Here is a 16,228-nt window from a genome sequence, read left to right on the forward strand (position 1 = left end):
GGGATTGGCGATCCGGACGCACCAGATCGCCAATTCCCCATCTAAACATCGTAAAAACCGTCGCCTTTAATTCGGTTGTGCCCACTCAGTGCTGGTAACTGTCCTGCTACATTAGTAAATACTTAGTAATAAAGATCAACAGCGATCGGATAAGGTAAAGGTTATTTAATTTAACCGCCCGCATCTCAAATAAAAAGCTGTCTCTGAAACGGAGGTACTCGTGAGCAACTCATCTAATAAATCCCCAGAATTCTTTGAAGAAGACGGAGAAAATGCCAACTTATTATGGCAATACGTGCAGTCAATGGCTCCCGACACTGTTTCTCAGTTGTCTAAGCCGACTTCTCACGAAGTGTTTCAAGTAATGGAGCGAAATATTGTTGGACTATTGGGGAATTTGCCTTCGGAACACTTCGGGGTGACAGTGACTACCAGTCGCGAACATTTGGGTAGATTGCTCGCCTCAGCTATGATTAGCGGTTATTTTCTCAAAAATGCCGAACAGCGAATGACTTTTGAAAAGTCCATACAAGCCAGTGAGAGACACGGCTCGGACGATTAGTAGATTCTTAACATTTAAGTGTACAAGTGTCAAGCCCCCCCTCGCAAGATGGGGGCTTAATATTTTAGATTTTAGATTTTAGATTTTAGATTTTAGATTTTAGATTGTTGATTTTAGATTTTAGATTTTAGATTGTTGATTAAATAATTGAATAATTATTGATATTATTCTTAAATTCCCAATTCCCCATTCGCAATTCCCCATTCGCAATTCCCCATTCCCAATTTCTAGTTAATATGTCTATTACTCCCTTGGCCCACAAAGTTATCGGCGTTGCTGCAATCTGGAACGATCGCCAACAAATTTTGATTGACAAGCGCCGACAACATGGACTGCACGGGGGTTTCTGGGAGTTTCCGGGCGGAAAAATAGAGCCTGGGGAAACAATCGAAGCTTGCATAAAACGGGAAATTATGGAGGAGTTGGGGATTGTTGTAGAAGTTGGCGATCGCCTGATTACAATTGACCACGACTACACTAAATTTACAGTTAGACTATACGTGCACCACTGCCGCCACGTCAGCGGGGAACCGCAAACGATCGAATGCGATGAAATTCGCTGGGTAACACTCGACGAAATTGACCAATTTACTTTTCCCAAGGCAAACGCACAGATTATTGCTGCACTGCGGCAAAGTTGAACTGTCATGTCAAATTTCTTGCTATCAACTATCAACTGTCAACTATCAACTATCAACTGTCAACTGTCAACTGTCAACTATTTTTGGACGGGCAGAGTAAAGTGAAAACAACTGCCTCTATCGGGTACAGAGTCTACCCAAATTTGACCGTAGTGGGCGCGGATGATGCCTTGACACAGAGACAGTCCAATGCCGTAACCGTCTGTTGATTTATCTCGCTGCAAGCGAAAGCTGTCTTCAAAAATGCTCGCGCAATCTTCTTCAGGAATTCCCGGGCCGCTGTTGCAAATACTGACTTGAACTTTGTAAGCGGTGCGGTGGAGAATTGAAAGATTAACAGTTCCTCGGTCTGGCGTGTACTTGCTGGCGTTGTCAAGCAGGTTGACTATGACTTGTTTGATGCGATCGGGATCGGCATAAACCAAGGGCAAATCTGCGGGAATGTCTGTTTCTAAGTTCAGACTTTTCGCCTGAAATTTGTCTTGAAACTGCAATATTACATCTTGACAAATCGCCCCCAGTTCGATTCTTTTTGGTTCAATGTGGAGTTGAGCGTTTGTACCCCGGGCTGCTTGCAGGATATCTGTAATCATACGATCGACAATTCGGATTTGGCGGCGGGCTTGCTTCATCAAATGAGCCGCCAGAGTCGGTGTCAAACGGGACTTTTGCCCCTCCTTCACCTTCTGATTTGACTCCAAAGTCTCCAAAGCCAAAGATGCCGCCGTCAAGGGATTACGCAAGTCGTGAGCCAGCATCGCAATAATCCGGTCTTTCAACTGCAACTGCTCTTGCAGGTGTTCTTTTTCCTGTTTTAGCCGAAAAACTTCATCCGCAAGCTGCACGAGCTCAGTGGCGCAAGCAACCGAATAGATGGGTTTTGGGTCTGCCAGAGCTGCTGCCGTCAGAGCAGGGGCAGACTGCTGCTGAGCTGCGTATTCTTCTACAGAACGCTTCCAGCGGGGCCACCAGTGTTCGAGTTGGGCGATTAAATTGCTGCCGGCGAGAGTTTGTCGCGGCTCAGGATGAATTTTGAGCAACGAGGGAGTGGCTACAAGTTTAAAGTGTTCGGCTAAATCGGGCTGTTCTCCTACGTCGATGATTTGAAGATCAAAGTCGCACTCTGCCTTCAAATCCTTTAGGGACTTGCGGATGTGTCTGGTCTGTTCCCTAGAAGAGGGACGCTTGTCTACAAACAGCAAAAGCTGTAAAAGCGGTGCGGAATTGACCGGCTGTTCGGGAGAACAGTCAGTGCCGCTGGTGCCGGGTGTTGGATGGACGCTGTTGAGCTTTTCGATCGGGTGAAAATAATTGACCATTGCCGAGCCGAGTTATTTCACTTCTACTTTAATTTAATACTTGCTTTAGATTTATGCTAGTGTCCGATGATTTCATTACGGCGGGCCAATGACATTTTTGAGATGGAAGAAAAATGAGTCGCTGCAGGTGGTGGTGAAAGTGGCGGCCGCCTTTTTTGTGCTGTGCCTGTTGCTGACGCTGCATCGCTACTACAGTTTTTACGCTACTTACGACCAAGGCATTTTCAATCAACTTTTTTGGAACGGCACTCGGGGTCACTTGTTTGAGAGTTCCCTCTCTTCGGCTTTGTCCACTAATGTGGTTCACCAAAATCAGCTCCCGGAAGTATCTTACTACCGGTTGGGGCAGCATTTCACCCCGGCGCTGATGCTGTGGCTGCCAATTTACTCGCTGTTTCCCTCGCCCGTCACTTTGACGGTGTTGCAGGTGACTTTAATTACCGCGGCTGGAGGAGTGCTCTATGCTCTCGCCAGACATTATCTGGAACCGAGGCTGTCGGCGACAATTGTTGTGAGCTATTACTGCGCTAACGCGGTCATCGGCCCGACTTTGGGCAATTTTCACGATATTTGTCAAATTCCACTTTATGTCTTTGGCTTGCTGCTGGCTATGGAGAAGCGCTGGTGGCCCTTGTTTGGGATTCTGGCAACTTTAATTTTGGCCGTGCGAGAAGATGGGGGAGTTGTTTTATTTGGCGTTGGAGTTTACCTGATTTTGAGCCGGCGCTACCCTGGGACTGGTTTAGCCGTCTGCATACTCAGTTTTGGTTATATGATCGTCCTGACCAATCTGATTATGCCTTTGTTTTCTGCTGACATATCCCAGCGGTTTATGATGGAGCGCTTCGGCCAATATGCCGATGGAGATGAAGCTTCGACTCTTGAAATTATTTGGGGAATGGTTAGCAATCCCGGGCGCTTGGTGGCTCAATTATTTACGCCGTTTTTTGGTAAAATTAGATACCTGCTTGGCCAGTGGTTGCCATTAGCTTTGGTTCCTGCTTTCGCGCCTGCATCTTGGATGATAGCTGGATTTCCGCTGCTGAAGCTATTTTTAGCGAAAGGAGAGTCGGTGCTGGCAATTAATATTCGCTATGCGATGACTGTGGTTCCAGGGCTTTTTTATGGGGCGATTCTGTGGTGGGCCCAGCGTCAAAAGGAAGAAGATAGAATGGTGAGAGAGGAAAGAATGTTTTTGCGTTTTCCTTCTGCTTTATTTCCTCTGCCTTCGTCTTCAAGGTTTCGCCGCTTTTGGGCGTTTTGCATCTGTTTGTCGCTATTTTTTACCTTCACTTCTAACCCAAATCGGACTTTTTCTTTGATTTTGCCCGATGCGATCGATCCTTGGGTGCAGGTTCCTCTTGTCAGACAATGGCAGCACGTTTTGCAAGTGCGGCCGCTGTTGGCTCAAATTCCTGCTGATGCTAGCGTGGCAGCGACGAATACTATTGTGCCGATTTTGTCAAGCCGCCGAGAAATTCTCAGGTTTCCGATGTTTGAACTCCGCAATGATGCGGGGAAGGCAGTGAAGATGCAATATGTAATTGCCGATATCTGGCAGTTGCAGCAGTATCAGGCTGCGTTTCGCGGGGAACGGGGACAGTTGCAGGAGATCGTACCGGCGATCGATCGAATGTCCAAATCAGGAGAGTACGGAATTGTTGGCTTTGAAGATGGCGCGATTTTGATGCGTCAGGGTGCTGTTTCTAATTCTGGATCTGCTGCTGCTTGGACGCGTTTTCGCGGCGAATTGGAGCCGATTTTGAAGAAACGGTAAGCGGGTAGTTACGATCGCCATTGCTTCCCTCAGTGGCTCAAATCTTGAGGAAACCTGTTTTTTCAGGTAATGGCGATCGAGCAATTTCCTGCAAAAACCAGGTTTAGGAATGATTTTCTGTCTTTGTTGCTGCCAAAAGTCAGGCATTGGGCATCAACTTGCGATCAACTCAAATTTGAGGCCGATTATTATACAATAAATCTGTTAATCCTAAACATTAAGATATATAAATTATTTGGAGGAAGAAAGATGAAAATTTTGGTATTGGCATGGGAGTTTCCTCCCAGAATCGTAGGCGGTATCGCCCGCCACGTAGCGGAACTGTATCCAGAATTAGTGAAGCTGGGCCACTCGATTCACTTAATTACAGTCGAGTTCGGCCACGCGCCAATGTACGAAGTGGTGGAAGGAATACGGGTGCATCGGGTGGTGGTGGGGCACGCCAGGGACTTTTTTCACTGGGTCGCGAATCTCAATCAAAGCATGGGCAAACAAGGCGGCAAACTAATGCTGGAGGAAGGCCCCTTTGATATCATCCACGCTCACGATTGGTTGGTGGGAGATGCGGCGATCGCCCTCAAGCATACCTTTAAAGTACCCCTAATTGCCACCATCCATGCCACCGAATACGGGCGCTTCAACGGCATCCACAACGAAGGACAGCGCTACATTAACGGCAAGGAAAACGACCTCGCTTACAACGCTTGGCGGGTAATTGTTTGCAGCGACTATATGCGGCGGGAAGCCGAACGGGTACTATCGACTCCGTGGAACAAAATCGAGGTAATTTACAACGGAATTAGAGCCGAAAAAAAGCCGCGCTGGAACGAATTTGACGCGATGAACTTCCGCCGCCAGTTTGCGACAGACGACGAAAAAATAGTATATTATGTAGGAAGAATTAGCTATGAAAAAGGCATTGCTGTATTTCTAAATGCTGCACCTAAAGTAATTTGGGAAATGGGGGGCAAAGCGAAAATTGTGATTGTTGGCGGCGGCAATACAGACCATCTAAAACAGTTGGCTTGGCATTTAGGAATTTGGCATAAGTGTTATTTTACGGGGTTCATGTTTGAGGAAAATCTTGACAAATTTCAGACGGTGGCTGACTGCGCGGTTTTTCCCAGTCTTTACGAACCTTTTGGGATTGTAGCGTTAGAAAGCTTTGCTGCAAGAGTGCCTGTGGTGGTGTCGAATGCGGGCGGACTTCCAGAGGTGGTGCTGCACACTAAAACTGGCATTGTTACTGAGGCAAACAATCGGGATTCTTTGGCATGGGGAATTTTGGAGGTGCTGAAAAATCCGGGTTACGCGCGGTGGTTGGTTGACAATGCTTATGAGGATTTGGAACGCCGATTTAGTTGGCCGAAGTTGGCGATGGAAACCCAGTGGGTTTATGACCGGGTGGTGGAGGAAAGGGCTGAGGTTGATTGGTAAGAGTGTTGACTGTTGACTGTTGACTGTTGACTGTTGACTGTTGACTGTTGACTGTTGAGTAAAATATCAACTTTTTTAGAAGTAGAAGTAGGTTGGGTTGAGTGATAGCGAACCCTACGCTTCGCTCCGCCCAACATCTTATTTGAAATGAAGAGTTGGGTTTCGTTACCTCAACCCAACCTACATATTTGGGATTTCACTCCATTGAGAACCGCTATAGTTGCAAATATTAAGGATTTGTAACACAATGATATGGATACACTTGACGTTAGCTTGAGTGGACTCGGAAGATTTAAAGGGAATTCGCATCTTGAATATTTTTAGGGACATCGATCCCCAACCCAGACGCAGCTTGCTGACTTTATTCACCGCAGGCCTGCTATTCTGGTCGAGTTTGGCTTCGCTGCTGCCAACTTTGCCGCTGTACGTTCAATCTGTGGGCGGCACAAAACAGCAAATTGGCTTTGTGATGGGTGCATTTGCGATCGGACTTTTGCTATCGAGGCCACCGTTGGGTAAAATAGCCGACAGCAGGGGGCGAAAACAAGTTTTGCTGCTAGGCGTGGCAGTCGCTGCGATCGCCCCTGTGGGCTACCTGTTAGCTCAATCTATCCCCTTACTGTTACTTATTCGCGTTTTTCACGGCATTAGTATCGCCGCTTTTACCACAGCTTACAGCGCTTTGGTAACAGATTTGTCGCCACCAGGAAAGCGGGGCGAATTAATCGGTTACATGAGTTTGGTGAGTCCTATTGGTCTAGCATTTGGCCCGGCTATTGGCGGATTTGTGCAAGCTGGGGTTGGTTATACTCCTTTGTTTGCGATGTCGGCGGTTTTCGCTGCAACGGCTGTATTTTTTACCTGCAAAATTGCGGAACCTAATTTTGCAGATTTAACACAATCGGACTCGCTATCTGAGGACAAAAATAGCCAAAAATACTGGGAAATGCTGTGGAATCCTAGAGTGCGGATTCCGGCTTTAGTGTTATTGCTGGTTGGTTTAGTATTCGGAACTTTGAGCACTTTTATGCCTTTGTTTATCCAAGAAACTAAGGCTAATTTGAATCCGGGATTATTTTATTCTACGGCGGCTATCGCCAGTTTCGGTATACGGTTGCTCACGGGACGGGCTTCGGACAAATACGGTCGGGGCTTGTTTATTTCTGGCGGCTTAATTTGTTATGCGGTATCTATGTTATTGTTGTATTTTGCTAACAACAGCAGTGCTTTTTTAATAGCAGCTTTGGTTGAAGGTTGCGCGGGCGGTACGGTTTTGCCGATGATGGTAACGCTGATGTCGGACAGGTGCGAACCTCATGAAAGGGGCCGCTTGTTTTCGCTTTGTATTGGCGGATTTGATTTGGGAATTGCGATTGCTGGGCCGACTTTAGGCTTTGTTGCTGAACAAGTTGGCTACAGAAATATGTTTGGTTTTGCGGCTGGCCTCGCTGGCTTGGCTTTGCTGGTTTTTATTACTCAGTCTAGCAAGGGCTTGTCTAATTCGATGAAATTTGCGATCGGTAGAGGCAAAGATATTTATGCTTTGAATCAGTAGACTTGAATTGCCAAAGTCCTTTTAATCAATTTTGGGGCGATGCTCAAAGCCCACTCCACCATAAAAAATGATTTTTGTGGGATGGGCTTTGAGCATCGTCCTAGATATTTTTGCAAGAGGTCTAGTAAACGCACAAAATTAAAAAAGTTATGAGTTTTAAGTCGTGAGTTGGATTAATTTCTTAATTCAAAACTCAGAATTCAAAATTCATAACTTTTAGTAGTGGGCTTGGAGGGATTCGAACCCCCGACCTCATGGTTCGTAGCCATGCACTCTATCCAACTAAGCTACAAGCCCCTGTTGCTTGGAGAGTTGAAATTTTAGATTTAATCTAAAATTGAACAATCTCTGTTCCGCACAGAATCTAACAGTAACACCATTCTCAAAATAATGCAAGACCTTTCTCAAAATATTTCTAAATTGCCCGATCGCCCGCAGCTAACTCACCTCGACAACAGCGGGGAAGCCCAAATGGTGGACGTTTCGGCGAAAGTGGCAACTGTGCGGCAAGCTGTGGCCGCGGGGCGGGTGCGGATGCTACCGGAGACGTTTGCTGCGATTGAAGCGGGGAATGCGCCGAAAGGGGATGTGTTGGGCACTGCGAGGCTGGCTGGGATTATGGCGGCCAAGCAGACGGCTAATTTGATTCCTCTGTGTCACCCTCTGCCGCTGAGTAGCGTGAAGGTGCAGGTGATAGCGGATGCTGGGTTGCCGGGGTATCAAATTCGGGCGACGGTGAAGATTAAGGCGGAAACTGGGGTGGAAATGGAGGCGCTGACGGCGGTTTCGGTGGCGGCGCTGACTTTGTACGATATGGCGAAGGCTTTGGAAAAGTCGATCGCCATTGAATCGATTCGTCTGGTAAGCAAAAGCGGTGGCAAATCAGGGGATTATCAAAATTTAGAGGAATAAATTTCCTGTCTTGAGAGGGATGCAGAATTCAAAAAGCTGCGCTTAAGATTAAAATAGGCACAGAACTACTAATATCATGTGAAAAACTATGCCTCCTCGTTGGCCCCGCAAACCCGATCGCAACGATCCAGAGTACCGCCGCTTAGATGACCGGATGAATTTTGCCATCCACGTCGGTCTTTTTTCTGCTACAAATTCTGGTTTGTGGTTTGTTCAAAATTTGCAAAAGGCTGATTGGCCTTGGGCAGTTTCGGTAACGGGTGTATGGGCTCTAGTAGTTTTGGCCCACGCGATTTTCATTTTTGCGATCGCCGATTATTCGCCCCTCACCAAAGATTCTGGCTGAAGGCAGTTGTCGGCGATCGGTTAACTTTTTTTGACGGATCACCAATAACTTTCTGCTTTTTATATGGCTAATACTACTCAGGCGATCGAATCCTTAGCAGCCGAAATCGGCGAAAATGTCTACATTGACATTGCCAAGTGGCATTTGTATCTCCGTGATGCCCACCTGCATACGGTGGTTGCCCAACAACTTTATTCAATGCTGGAAAAGGGCAATTTAGATACTGACAAAGTTGAAGGAGTTTTGCAAGGAATTTCAATCAAGTTGGGCGGCGGCAAGCGAGAAGTGCCGCTGGCAGATTTGATTCCGATGCAGTGTCAAGTTAAGTTGATGGATGTTTTGGAGGAATTTCAGCGTCAGATGTGATATCAATTGTTGATTTGGATTTAAGTGCGATCGCCCTTTGTGGATTTAATGGCGATCGCACTTTTCATTTTTCCCTAAACCAGCATGAAGTTAGCCGCTGTTAGCGAATTGGCACTCACTCCAATCATCACACCTAACTCTTCTCCTGTCAAGGCATTTTTGATAATTGTACCCTGAGTATTTTGAGTTATTGCTAACTGGCTAAAGCTCAAACCTCCGCTTAGTGCGATCGAATCTTGACCAATGGTAAAATCAGCAATAATGTCAAATCCTTGACCTGCATTTAAGACAAAGATATCATTGCCGCTACCGCCAATCAAACTATCATTTCCCAAATCTCCGTAAAGGATATCAGAGCCTTTTCCGCCCAGGAGAGTATCGTTATCTTCCCCACCGTAAATAGTATCATTTCCTTCACATCCTCCCAGAATATCTGCTTGTTCGTTACCGCTGATAAAATCATTGCCAGCACCGCCGCAGATGGTATCCGAACCCTCATTTCCAAACAGGTAGTCGTCTCCATCACTACCAAGCATTATGTCGTCACCTTTGCCTCCAAATAAGGTGTCATTATCCTTGCCCCCATCGATGAAGTCATTATCTTTATCACCCCGAATGATGTCATTACCTTCGCGGCCATTTATGGAGTCATTGCCTTTGCCTCCGAAGATTAAATCATTGCCCAAGTCGCCAAGAACGATGTCGTTTCCTTCATCTCCAAATAGGATGTCATCACCTTTGCCACCGCTGATAAAATCATTGCCTGTGTTGCCGTTGAGGATGTCGCGAACCTCGCCACCATATAAGTTATCATTCCCTGATTTGGCATCGAATATATTGCCGTTGTTGCTGCCGAGAAATTCATCGTTTTGGGCAGTGCCTATTTGAATTCCCGATACACCGAGTATGGTGTTTTCAACTGAGTTAGGTTGGTTTAAGTTGGGATAGTCAATGTCATCGCAGATGCAGTCGTCATTGGGGATGTTATTAGTTATTGGTGTTGGCGTTATTGATGGTGTTGGCGTCGGTGTTTCAGCAGGGGTTGGTGCAGGGGTTGGTGCAGGGGTTGGTGCAGGGGTTGGTGCAGGGGTTGGTGCAGGGGTTGGTGCAGGGGTTGGTGCAGAGATTGGTGCAGGGGTTGGTGCAGAGATTGGTGCTGGTGTGGGTGTGGGTGTTGGTGTTGGTGTTTCCCCAGGGATTGGCGCTGGTGTGGGTGTTGGTGTTGGTGTTTCCCCAAAGATTGGCGCGGGTGTGGGTGTTGGTGTTGGTGTTTCCCCAAAGATTGGTGCGGGTGTGGGTGTTGGTGTTGGTGTTTCCCCAAAGATTGGTGCGGGTGTGGGTGTTGGTCTTGGTGTGTTCGGAGGGATTGGTGCGGGTGTGGGCGTGGGTGTGGGCGTGGGTATCGGTGCGGTGTCGTTGTCAGTATTAGTAACTGCGACATCTGAAGCATCAACACCACTGTAATTAGTATCGGTACTGGTAGCGGGTGCGGTGACAATGTTGTAAGCAACATTCCCATCTACTACTAAGTCATCTACTCCGGTGACAGTGACGGTTTGGGGAGTATTCCAGTTAGCCGATGTGAAAGTTAAACTCGGTTTATCTACAGTACCTTCAGCCGTATTATCCGAAGTCGTCCCAATCGTCACATCTGCTGTAGGCTGGCTATTTAGAACTACCGTAAAAGTAGTAGTTCCCCCCGCTTCAGTAGTTGTTAAACCGCTGGTAGGAGTGACGGTGATGCCTTTGCTGTCGTTGTCAGTATTAGTAACTGCGACATCATCCGCATTAACACCACTGTAATTAGTATCGGTACTGGTAGCCGCAGCGGTGACAATGTTGTAAGCAACATTCCCATCTACTACTAAGTCATCTACTCCGGTAACGGTGACAGTTTGGGGAGTATTCCAGTTAGCCGACGTGAAAGTTAAACTCGGTTTATCTACAGTACCTTCAGCCGTATTATCCGAAGTCGTCCCAATCGTCACATCTGCTGTAGGCTGGCTATTTAGAACTACCGTAAAAGTAGCAGTCCCCCCCGCTTCAGTAGTTCTTGTTAAACCACTGCTGGGAGTGACGGTGATGCCTTTGCTGTCATTGTCAGTATTAGTAACTGCGACATCATCCGCATTAACACCGCTGTAATTAGTATCGGTACTGGTAGCAGCAGCAGTGACAATATTGTAAGCAACACTGCCATCTACTAATAAGTCATCTACTCCGGTGACAGTGACGGTTTGGGGAGTATTCCAGTTAGCAGAGGTGAAAGTTAAACTGGGTTTATCTATTGTCCCTTCAGTCGTTTTATCGGAAGTCATCCCAACAGTCACATCTGCTGTAGGCTGGCTATTGAGAACTACTGTAAAATTAGCTGTTCCGCCCGCTTCGGTAGTGGTTAAACCGGCAGTCGGAGTGACGGTGATGCCTTTGCTGTCGTTGTCAGTGTTGGTAACTGCGACATCATCGGCATTAACACCGCTGTAATTGGTATCGGTACTGGTAGCAGCAGCAGTGACAATGTTATAGGCAACATTTCCATCTACTACGCTGTCATCTACTCCGGTGACAGTGACGGTTTGGGGAGTATTCCAGTTAGCCGATGTGAAAGTTAAACTCGGTTTATCTACAGTACCTTCAGCCGTATTATCCGAAGTCGTCCCAATCGTCACATCTGCTGTAGGCTGGCTATTTAGAACTACCGTAAAAGTAGCCGTTCCCCCTGCTTCTGTGGTTGTTAATCCGGCAGTGGGATTGATAGAAATTCCCGCAATATCATCGTCTTGAATCGTGGTGGTTATTGGAGAACCAATAATGTTAGCAGTTCCTGGGGCAGTGGCGTTGCTCAGAGTGAGTGCTAGGGTTTCGTTAGGTTCGGCAATTCGATCGCCCAAAACATCCACCGCAATAGTCGCTATGCTAGCATTGGCCGCAAAACTAATCGTACTACCAGTAGCCGTGACCCCAGTTCCGGTAACATTGGCGTTGTTGTAATCTGCACCGTTGGTTGCGGTTCCCCCAAAGCTAAAATCGATGCTGCTACTTTGGCTAATTTCTCCGCTGCGAGTAACGGTGAAACTTACCGTTTGAGTGCCGCTATTTCCCTCAGTGATGCTAGCGGTACTGCCGACAACGCTGTAAGTAATATCGTTATCAGTAATCTGGGCATTCACCGGCCCGATCGCCAATGTTGTCGGATAATTGGGATCGGTACTGTTGGTAATCGCGTGGGTTAGTGCACCGGTATGGTTGTTTTCTGGTAGCGTGTCATCAACAGCACGAACGGTGACAGTTTGGGGAGTGATACCATTAACATTTGTGAAGGTTAGAATTTGCGTGGCAGCAAAATTCGTTCCATCTAGGCTAACTTCTGCTTGAGTATCCGCCGTCACGGTAATGTCAACATTGCTGGTGGGGAGGGTGTTCAATTGTAGGGTATAAGAATCGGTAATTCCCCCTTCTGTTACTTCGGTACTGCCAGCAGATTGAGTGACGGTAACGCCTGGAGAGTCGTTGTCTGTGTTGGTGACATTGACATCTTCTGGGTTGAGATTGTTATAGTTTGTGTCGGCTGTGGTGGTGTCGGCAGCGGTGATAATTTGGTAGGCAATATCACCGTCAGCCACTAAATCATCTACGCCGGTGATGGTGGCAGTTTGGTAAACGTTCCAATTGGTGGAATTAAATGTGAGGTTCGCGGGTAAAACCGTGCCTTCTGCTGTGTTGTTGCTGGTTAAGCCAAGGATGACATCGGCGGTGGGTTGGCTGGTTAAGCGGATGTCAAAGGTGGCTTGACCACCGAATTCGCTGGTATTGCCGCTAATCGGGAGGATTTGAAAGCCAGCAGTGTCGTTGTCGGTGATGGTGAAACTACCTGTGGTAGTGGTTCCTAATTGAATGCCTGCCGATGGGCTGCTAATGGTGAGGGTGGCAGTTTCGTCAATTTCGGCAATTTGGTCGTCGCTAATGGTGAAGGTGACTTGTCCGCTGGTGGCGCCATCGGCGATGGTAATTTGGGTGGGAATGGTGCCGGTGAAATCAGCAGCCGTTGCTGTTCCAGTTAAGGCTAGGTCAACGGTTTGGTTGCCGGCTACGGGTGCGTTGGTAGTAGCGGTGACGGTGATGGCGGTGGTTCCGGCTTCGGTGCCGGTAGTCGGGGTAACTGAGAGGTTGACGTTGGGGAAGTCGTTGTCGGTAATCGCAATATTTTGACTGGTGTTCGCTCCCAACACTATCCCAGCCGAAGGATTGCTGATAGTTAGAGTTGCAGTTTCGCTTCCTTCAATTAAGGCATCATCGGCAACAGTAAATGTAACTGTTCCTGTAGTTTGTCCAGTGGGAATGGTGATGGTTGTGCCGCTGAGGTTGTAGTCGCCAGCGGTGATATTTGTTCCTGCTACGCCTAAGTCAACGGTTTGAGGGCCTGTAACTGTTTCAGATGCGATGGCGGTGACGGTGATGGCGGTTGTTCCTGCTTCTGTGCCTGCGCTACTGCTGACTAAGAGGTTGACGTTGGGGAAGTCGTTGTCGGTAATCGCAATATTTTGACTGGTGTTCGCTCCCAACACTATCCCAGCCGAAGGATTGCTGATAGCTAAAGTTGCAGTTTCGCTTCCTTCAATTAAGGCATCATCGGCAACAGTAAATGTAACTGTTCCTGTAGTTTGTCCAGTGGGAATGGTGATGGTTGTGCCGCTGAGGTTGTAGTCGCCAGCGGTGATATTTGTTCCTGCTACGCCTAAGTCAACGGTTTGAGGGCCTGTAACGGCACTCTCTGCGGTAGCGGTGACGGTGATGGCGGTTGTTCCTGCTTCTGTGCCTGCGCTACTGCTGACTGAGAGGTTGACGTTGGGGAAGTCGTTGTCGGTAATCGCAATATTTTGACTGGTGTTCGCTCCCAACACTATCCCAGCCGAAGGATTGCTGATAGCTAAAGTTGCAGTTTCGCTTCCTTCAATTAAGGCATCATCGGCAACAGTAAATGTAACTGTTCCTGTAGTTTGTCCAGTGGGAATGGTGATGGTTGTGCCGCTGAGGTTGTAGTCGCCAGCGGTGATATTTGTTCCTGCTACGCCTAAGTCAACGGTTTGAGGGCCTGTAACGGCACTCTCTGCGGTAGCGGTGACGGTGATGGCGGTTGTTCCTGCTTCTGTGCCTGCGTTACTGCTGACTGAGAGGTTGACGTTGGGGAAGTCGTTGTCGGTAATCGCAATATTTTGACTGGTGTTCGCTCCCAACACTATCCCAGCCGAAGGATTGCTGATAGTTAGAGTTGCAGTTTCGCTTCCTTCAATTAAGGCATCATCGGCAACAGTAAATGTAACTGTTCCTGTAGTTTGTCCAGTGGGAATGGTGATGGTTGTGCCGCTGAGGTTGTAGTCGCCAGCGGTGATATTTGTTCCTGCTACGCCTAAGTCAACGGTTTGAGGGCCTGTAACGGCACTCTCTGCGGTAGCGGTGACGGTGATGGCGGTTGTTCCTGCTTCTGTGCCTGCGTTACTGCTGACTGAGAGGTTGACGGGGTTGCCTAAAATCGTACCGTAAACATCGTTATTGTCTTGGTTATTGCCGACACCGTTGGCAGAGGTGGTGGCAGCGGGAGTGCCAGCTTGGTTGGCTGCGGTGTTGCTGGTGAAAGTTGCTCCTAATCCAAATGAGGTGACAATAGGTAGCGCAGTTGGCATTCCCTGGTTGTTGCCGTTAGCGTTGGTGAGGGACTGCATGGCGAAAATTGCCCCACCTTTGCCTTGACCGGGGCTCGCGCCTGTGCCGCCTGTGGCTGTGTTGTTCGTAAAAGCGGTGTTATTAAGCGTTAAAGCCCCTTGGCGGATGAAGATGGCACCACCTAAACCAGCACCGCTGCCGCCGTAGCGGTAACCGCTGCCGCCGCCGCCAAAGTTGCCGCCGTTGGTGCTGTTACTGCCGCCGCCGCCGCCGCCATAGCCACCTAAACCAAAACTGGTGTTGCCCCAGCCGCCGCCGCCGCCACCAAAACCGCCTCTGCCGCCCGCCAAGCCAGCGCCAGAGGCGGTGCCACCGCCGCCGCTGCCCACGTCACCGTTGCCGGCGGCGCCGCCGCCAAAGATGCCGCCGACGCCGCCCAAGCCACCGGTCAAGCCACCGTTGCCACCGGCTCCACCGGGGTTGGTGCCGTCAAAACCGTTGCCGCCAAAGCCGCCGCCGCCGCCGCCGCCGCCATCAAAACCGCTGATGTAACCGCCGCCGCCGCCGCCAATTGCTTGATTGCCATTAAACGCAATATTATTAAGTGCAACCGTGCCGTTATAAACAAACAAACCGCCACCCATCCCGGCAGCAGCACCCCCCCCACTACCACTACTTCGACCACCATTTCCGCCTTGGGCTCGTCCGTTAGTGATAGTCATGTTGGAGAAACTGACGATTCCCGAATTGACAAAGAAGGGACGAACATCACCCGCATCATTGATGCTGTTGTTATTGATATCCCCGCTTACGATGAAACCGCCACCAATAAAGGCAATATTGCTGTTAATGGGAACATTAGGAGTTCCTGTAAATCGGACATTTGTTTGGATAGTAATAGTGTCATCGCCACCTGCGGCATTCGCATCTAAAATTGCTTTGCTCAATGTGCCTGCTACAGTGCCTGTGCCATCATCGGTTGCGACTGTGACATCAAAGTTAGCCAGGGTATAGTCATAATCTTCCATCGCCTGCCGATTAAACGGCACGGCGGATTCAATCTGGCCCGTTACTATTTCTAAATCCCAGTCGCCGCCTTTAACGGCATTTCCTGTTAAGTCGTTAGAGGCTGCGACATCTGCTCCGGTGAGTTCGCTCAATCGCTTGACAAAATTATTGCCAGTTTCTCCGGCAGCTGCATCGCATCCATATAATAGGATGTCGCCGTTTTCTGTGAGGCCATTTCCCCACTGTTTTAGCTGAGTGTTGAAATTTTCTATATCATTCCCATTCAGTACATCTGAACCAAGTTTTAGACTGCCTTCGCTGCCGTGTGAAAGGATATGCACTGCTTCAATATCTTTTTGATTAGCCAAGGCATTGGTAATTTGCTCGATGCCGCTCAAATTTTCATTTAAAATGAAAATTTGAGCGGCATCGATGTTTTGAATCAGGCTTTGATAGTTCTGTACAGAAGGATCTACGAAAATGATTTGTTGGTTGGTGGTTGGTAAGTTCATGGTTGTTGAAATCCTTGAGATTTATGGTTTATATTTAAGTCCGGTGGCATTGGAATTGATATTACCCACAGTCGGGACATGACGCCGTGCCCATTGGTGTCAACTTAAGCTGTCAGCCCGCCAGTTTTCTCG

General features: G+C 48.2%; 10 protein-coding genes and 1 tRNA gene. 8 read left to right on the forward strand and 3 right to left on the reverse strand.

The features are described 5' to 3' along the window. The first annotated feature begins 220 nt into the window (after positions 1-220). Positions 221-562 (forward strand): DUF760 domain-containing protein, encoded by a 342-nt coding sequence (locus tag QUA44_RS06880; protein ID WP_172187001.1) that lies wholly within the window; start codon positions 221-223, stop codon positions 560-562. Between the two features lie 236 nt (positions 563-798). Then, on the forward strand, positions 799-1,203 hold the full coding sequence (gene mutT / locus QUA44_RS06885) for an 8-oxo-dGTP diphosphatase MutT (RefSeq protein ID WP_333249359.1): 405 nt from the start codon (positions 799-801) through the stop codon (positions 1,201-1,203). 77 nt (positions 1,204-1,280) lie between these two features. Here the strand turns inward: mutT and QUA44_RS06890 are convergent, their stop codons facing one another. Continuing rightward, entirely contained in the window at positions 1,281-2,522 is a 1,242-nt protein-coding gene (locus QUA44_RS06890) for a histidine kinase (protein ID WP_333249361.1), read from the reverse strand. Positions 2,523-2,610: 88 nt separating this feature from the next. Here QUA44_RS06890 and QUA44_RS06895 point away from each other — a divergent pair, with 88 nt between their 5' ends. From QUA44_RS06895 to QUA44_RS06905, 3 genes are all read left to right on the forward strand, one after another. After that, on the forward strand, positions 2,611-4,299 hold the full coding sequence (locus tag QUA44_RS06895; protein ID WP_333249362.1) for a DUF2079 domain-containing protein: 1,689 nt from the start codon (positions 2,611-2,613) through the stop codon (positions 4,297-4,299). A gap of 249 nt (positions 4,300-4,548) precedes the next feature. Beyond that, the gene (locus QUA44_RS06900) at positions 4,549-5,736 is read left to right on the forward strand and encodes a glycosyltransferase family 4 protein (RefSeq protein WP_333249364.1); all 1,188 of its coding nucleotides are present in this window, start codon (positions 4,549-4,551) and stop codon (positions 5,734-5,736) included. Positions 5,737-6,046: 310 nt separating this feature from the next. Beyond that, positions 6,047-7,291, forward strand: a complete 1,245-nt coding sequence (locus QUA44_RS06905; RefSeq protein WP_333249366.1) for an MFS transporter — start codon at positions 6,047-6,049, stop codon at positions 7,289-7,291. A 223-nt stretch (positions 7,292-7,514) separates the two neighbouring features. Here QUA44_RS06905 and QUA44_RS06910 read toward each other — a convergent pair. Then, a tRNA-Arg gene (locus QUA44_RS06910) sits at positions 7,515-7,588 on the reverse strand. A gap of 93 nt (positions 7,589-7,681) precedes the next feature. Between QUA44_RS06910 and moaC the strand changes: the two genes are divergently transcribed. The 3 genes from moaC (at position 7,682) to QUA44_RS06925 (ending at position 8,915) form a co-directional block, all read left to right on the forward strand. Then, positions 7,682-8,203, forward strand: a complete 522-nt coding sequence (moaC, locus tag QUA44_RS06915; RefSeq protein ID WP_333249367.1) for a cyclic pyranopterin monophosphate synthase MoaC — start codon at positions 7,682-7,684, stop codon at positions 8,201-8,203. 88 nt (positions 8,204-8,291) lie between these two features. Beyond that, positions 8,292-8,549 (forward strand): 2TM domain-containing protein, encoded by a 258-nt coding sequence (locus QUA44_RS06920; RefSeq protein WP_333115571.1) that lies wholly within the window; start codon positions 8,292-8,294, stop codon positions 8,547-8,549. A gap of 63 nt (positions 8,550-8,612) precedes the next feature. Beyond that, on the forward strand, positions 8,613-8,915 hold the full coding sequence (locus QUA44_RS06925) for a DUF3181 family protein (RefSeq protein WP_333115568.1): 303 nt from the start codon (positions 8,613-8,615) through the stop codon (positions 8,913-8,915). Positions 8,916-8,989: 74 nt separating this feature from the next. Here QUA44_RS06925 and QUA44_RS06930 read toward each other — a convergent pair whose 3' ends face one another. Further along, on the reverse strand, positions 8,990-16,096 hold the full coding sequence (locus QUA44_RS06930) for a DUF4347 domain-containing protein (RefSeq protein WP_333249369.1): 7,107 nt from the start codon (positions 16,094-16,096) through the stop codon (positions 8,990-8,992). Positions 16,097-16,228: the final 132 nt, after the last annotated feature.

This window comes from Microcoleus sp. N9_A2 (assembly GCF_036701775.1).
Classification (GTDB): Bacteria; Cyanobacteriota; Cyanobacteriia; order Cyanobacteriales; family Microcoleaceae; genus Microcoleus.

What these genes read in the sequence shown, in the direction of transcription:
- QUA44_RS06920 (WP_333115571.1), top strand. Translation starts at nt 8,292, where the DNA reads ATGCCTCCTCGTTGGCCCCGCAAACCCGATCGCAACGATCCAGAGTAC.
- mutT (WP_333249359.1), top strand. Translation starts at nt 799, where the DNA reads ATGTCTATTACTCCCTTGGCCCACAAAGTTATCGGCGTTGCTGCAATC.
- QUA44_RS06895 (WP_333249362.1), top strand. Translation starts at nt 2,611, where the DNA reads ATGACATTTTTGAGATGGAAGAAAAATGAGTCGCTGCAGGTGGTGGTG.
- QUA44_RS06930 (WP_333249369.1), bottom strand. Translation starts at nt 16,096, where the DNA reads ATGAACTTACCAACCACCAACCAACAAATCATTTTCGTAGATCCTTCT.
- QUA44_RS06900 (WP_333249364.1), top strand. Translation starts at nt 4,549, where the DNA reads ATGAAAATTTTGGTATTGGCATGGGAGTTTCCTCCCAGAATCGTAGGC.
- moaC (WP_333249367.1), top strand. Translation starts at nt 7,682, where the DNA reads ATGCAAGACCTTTCTCAAAATATTTCTAAATTGCCCGATCGCCCGCAG.
- QUA44_RS06925 (WP_333115568.1), top strand. Translation starts at nt 8,613, where the DNA reads ATGGCTAATACTACTCAGGCGATCGAATCCTTAGCAGCCGAAATCGGC.
- QUA44_RS06890 (WP_333249361.1), bottom strand. Translation starts at nt 2,522, where the DNA reads ATGGTCAATTATTTTCACCCGATCGAAAAGCTCAACAGCGTCCATCCA.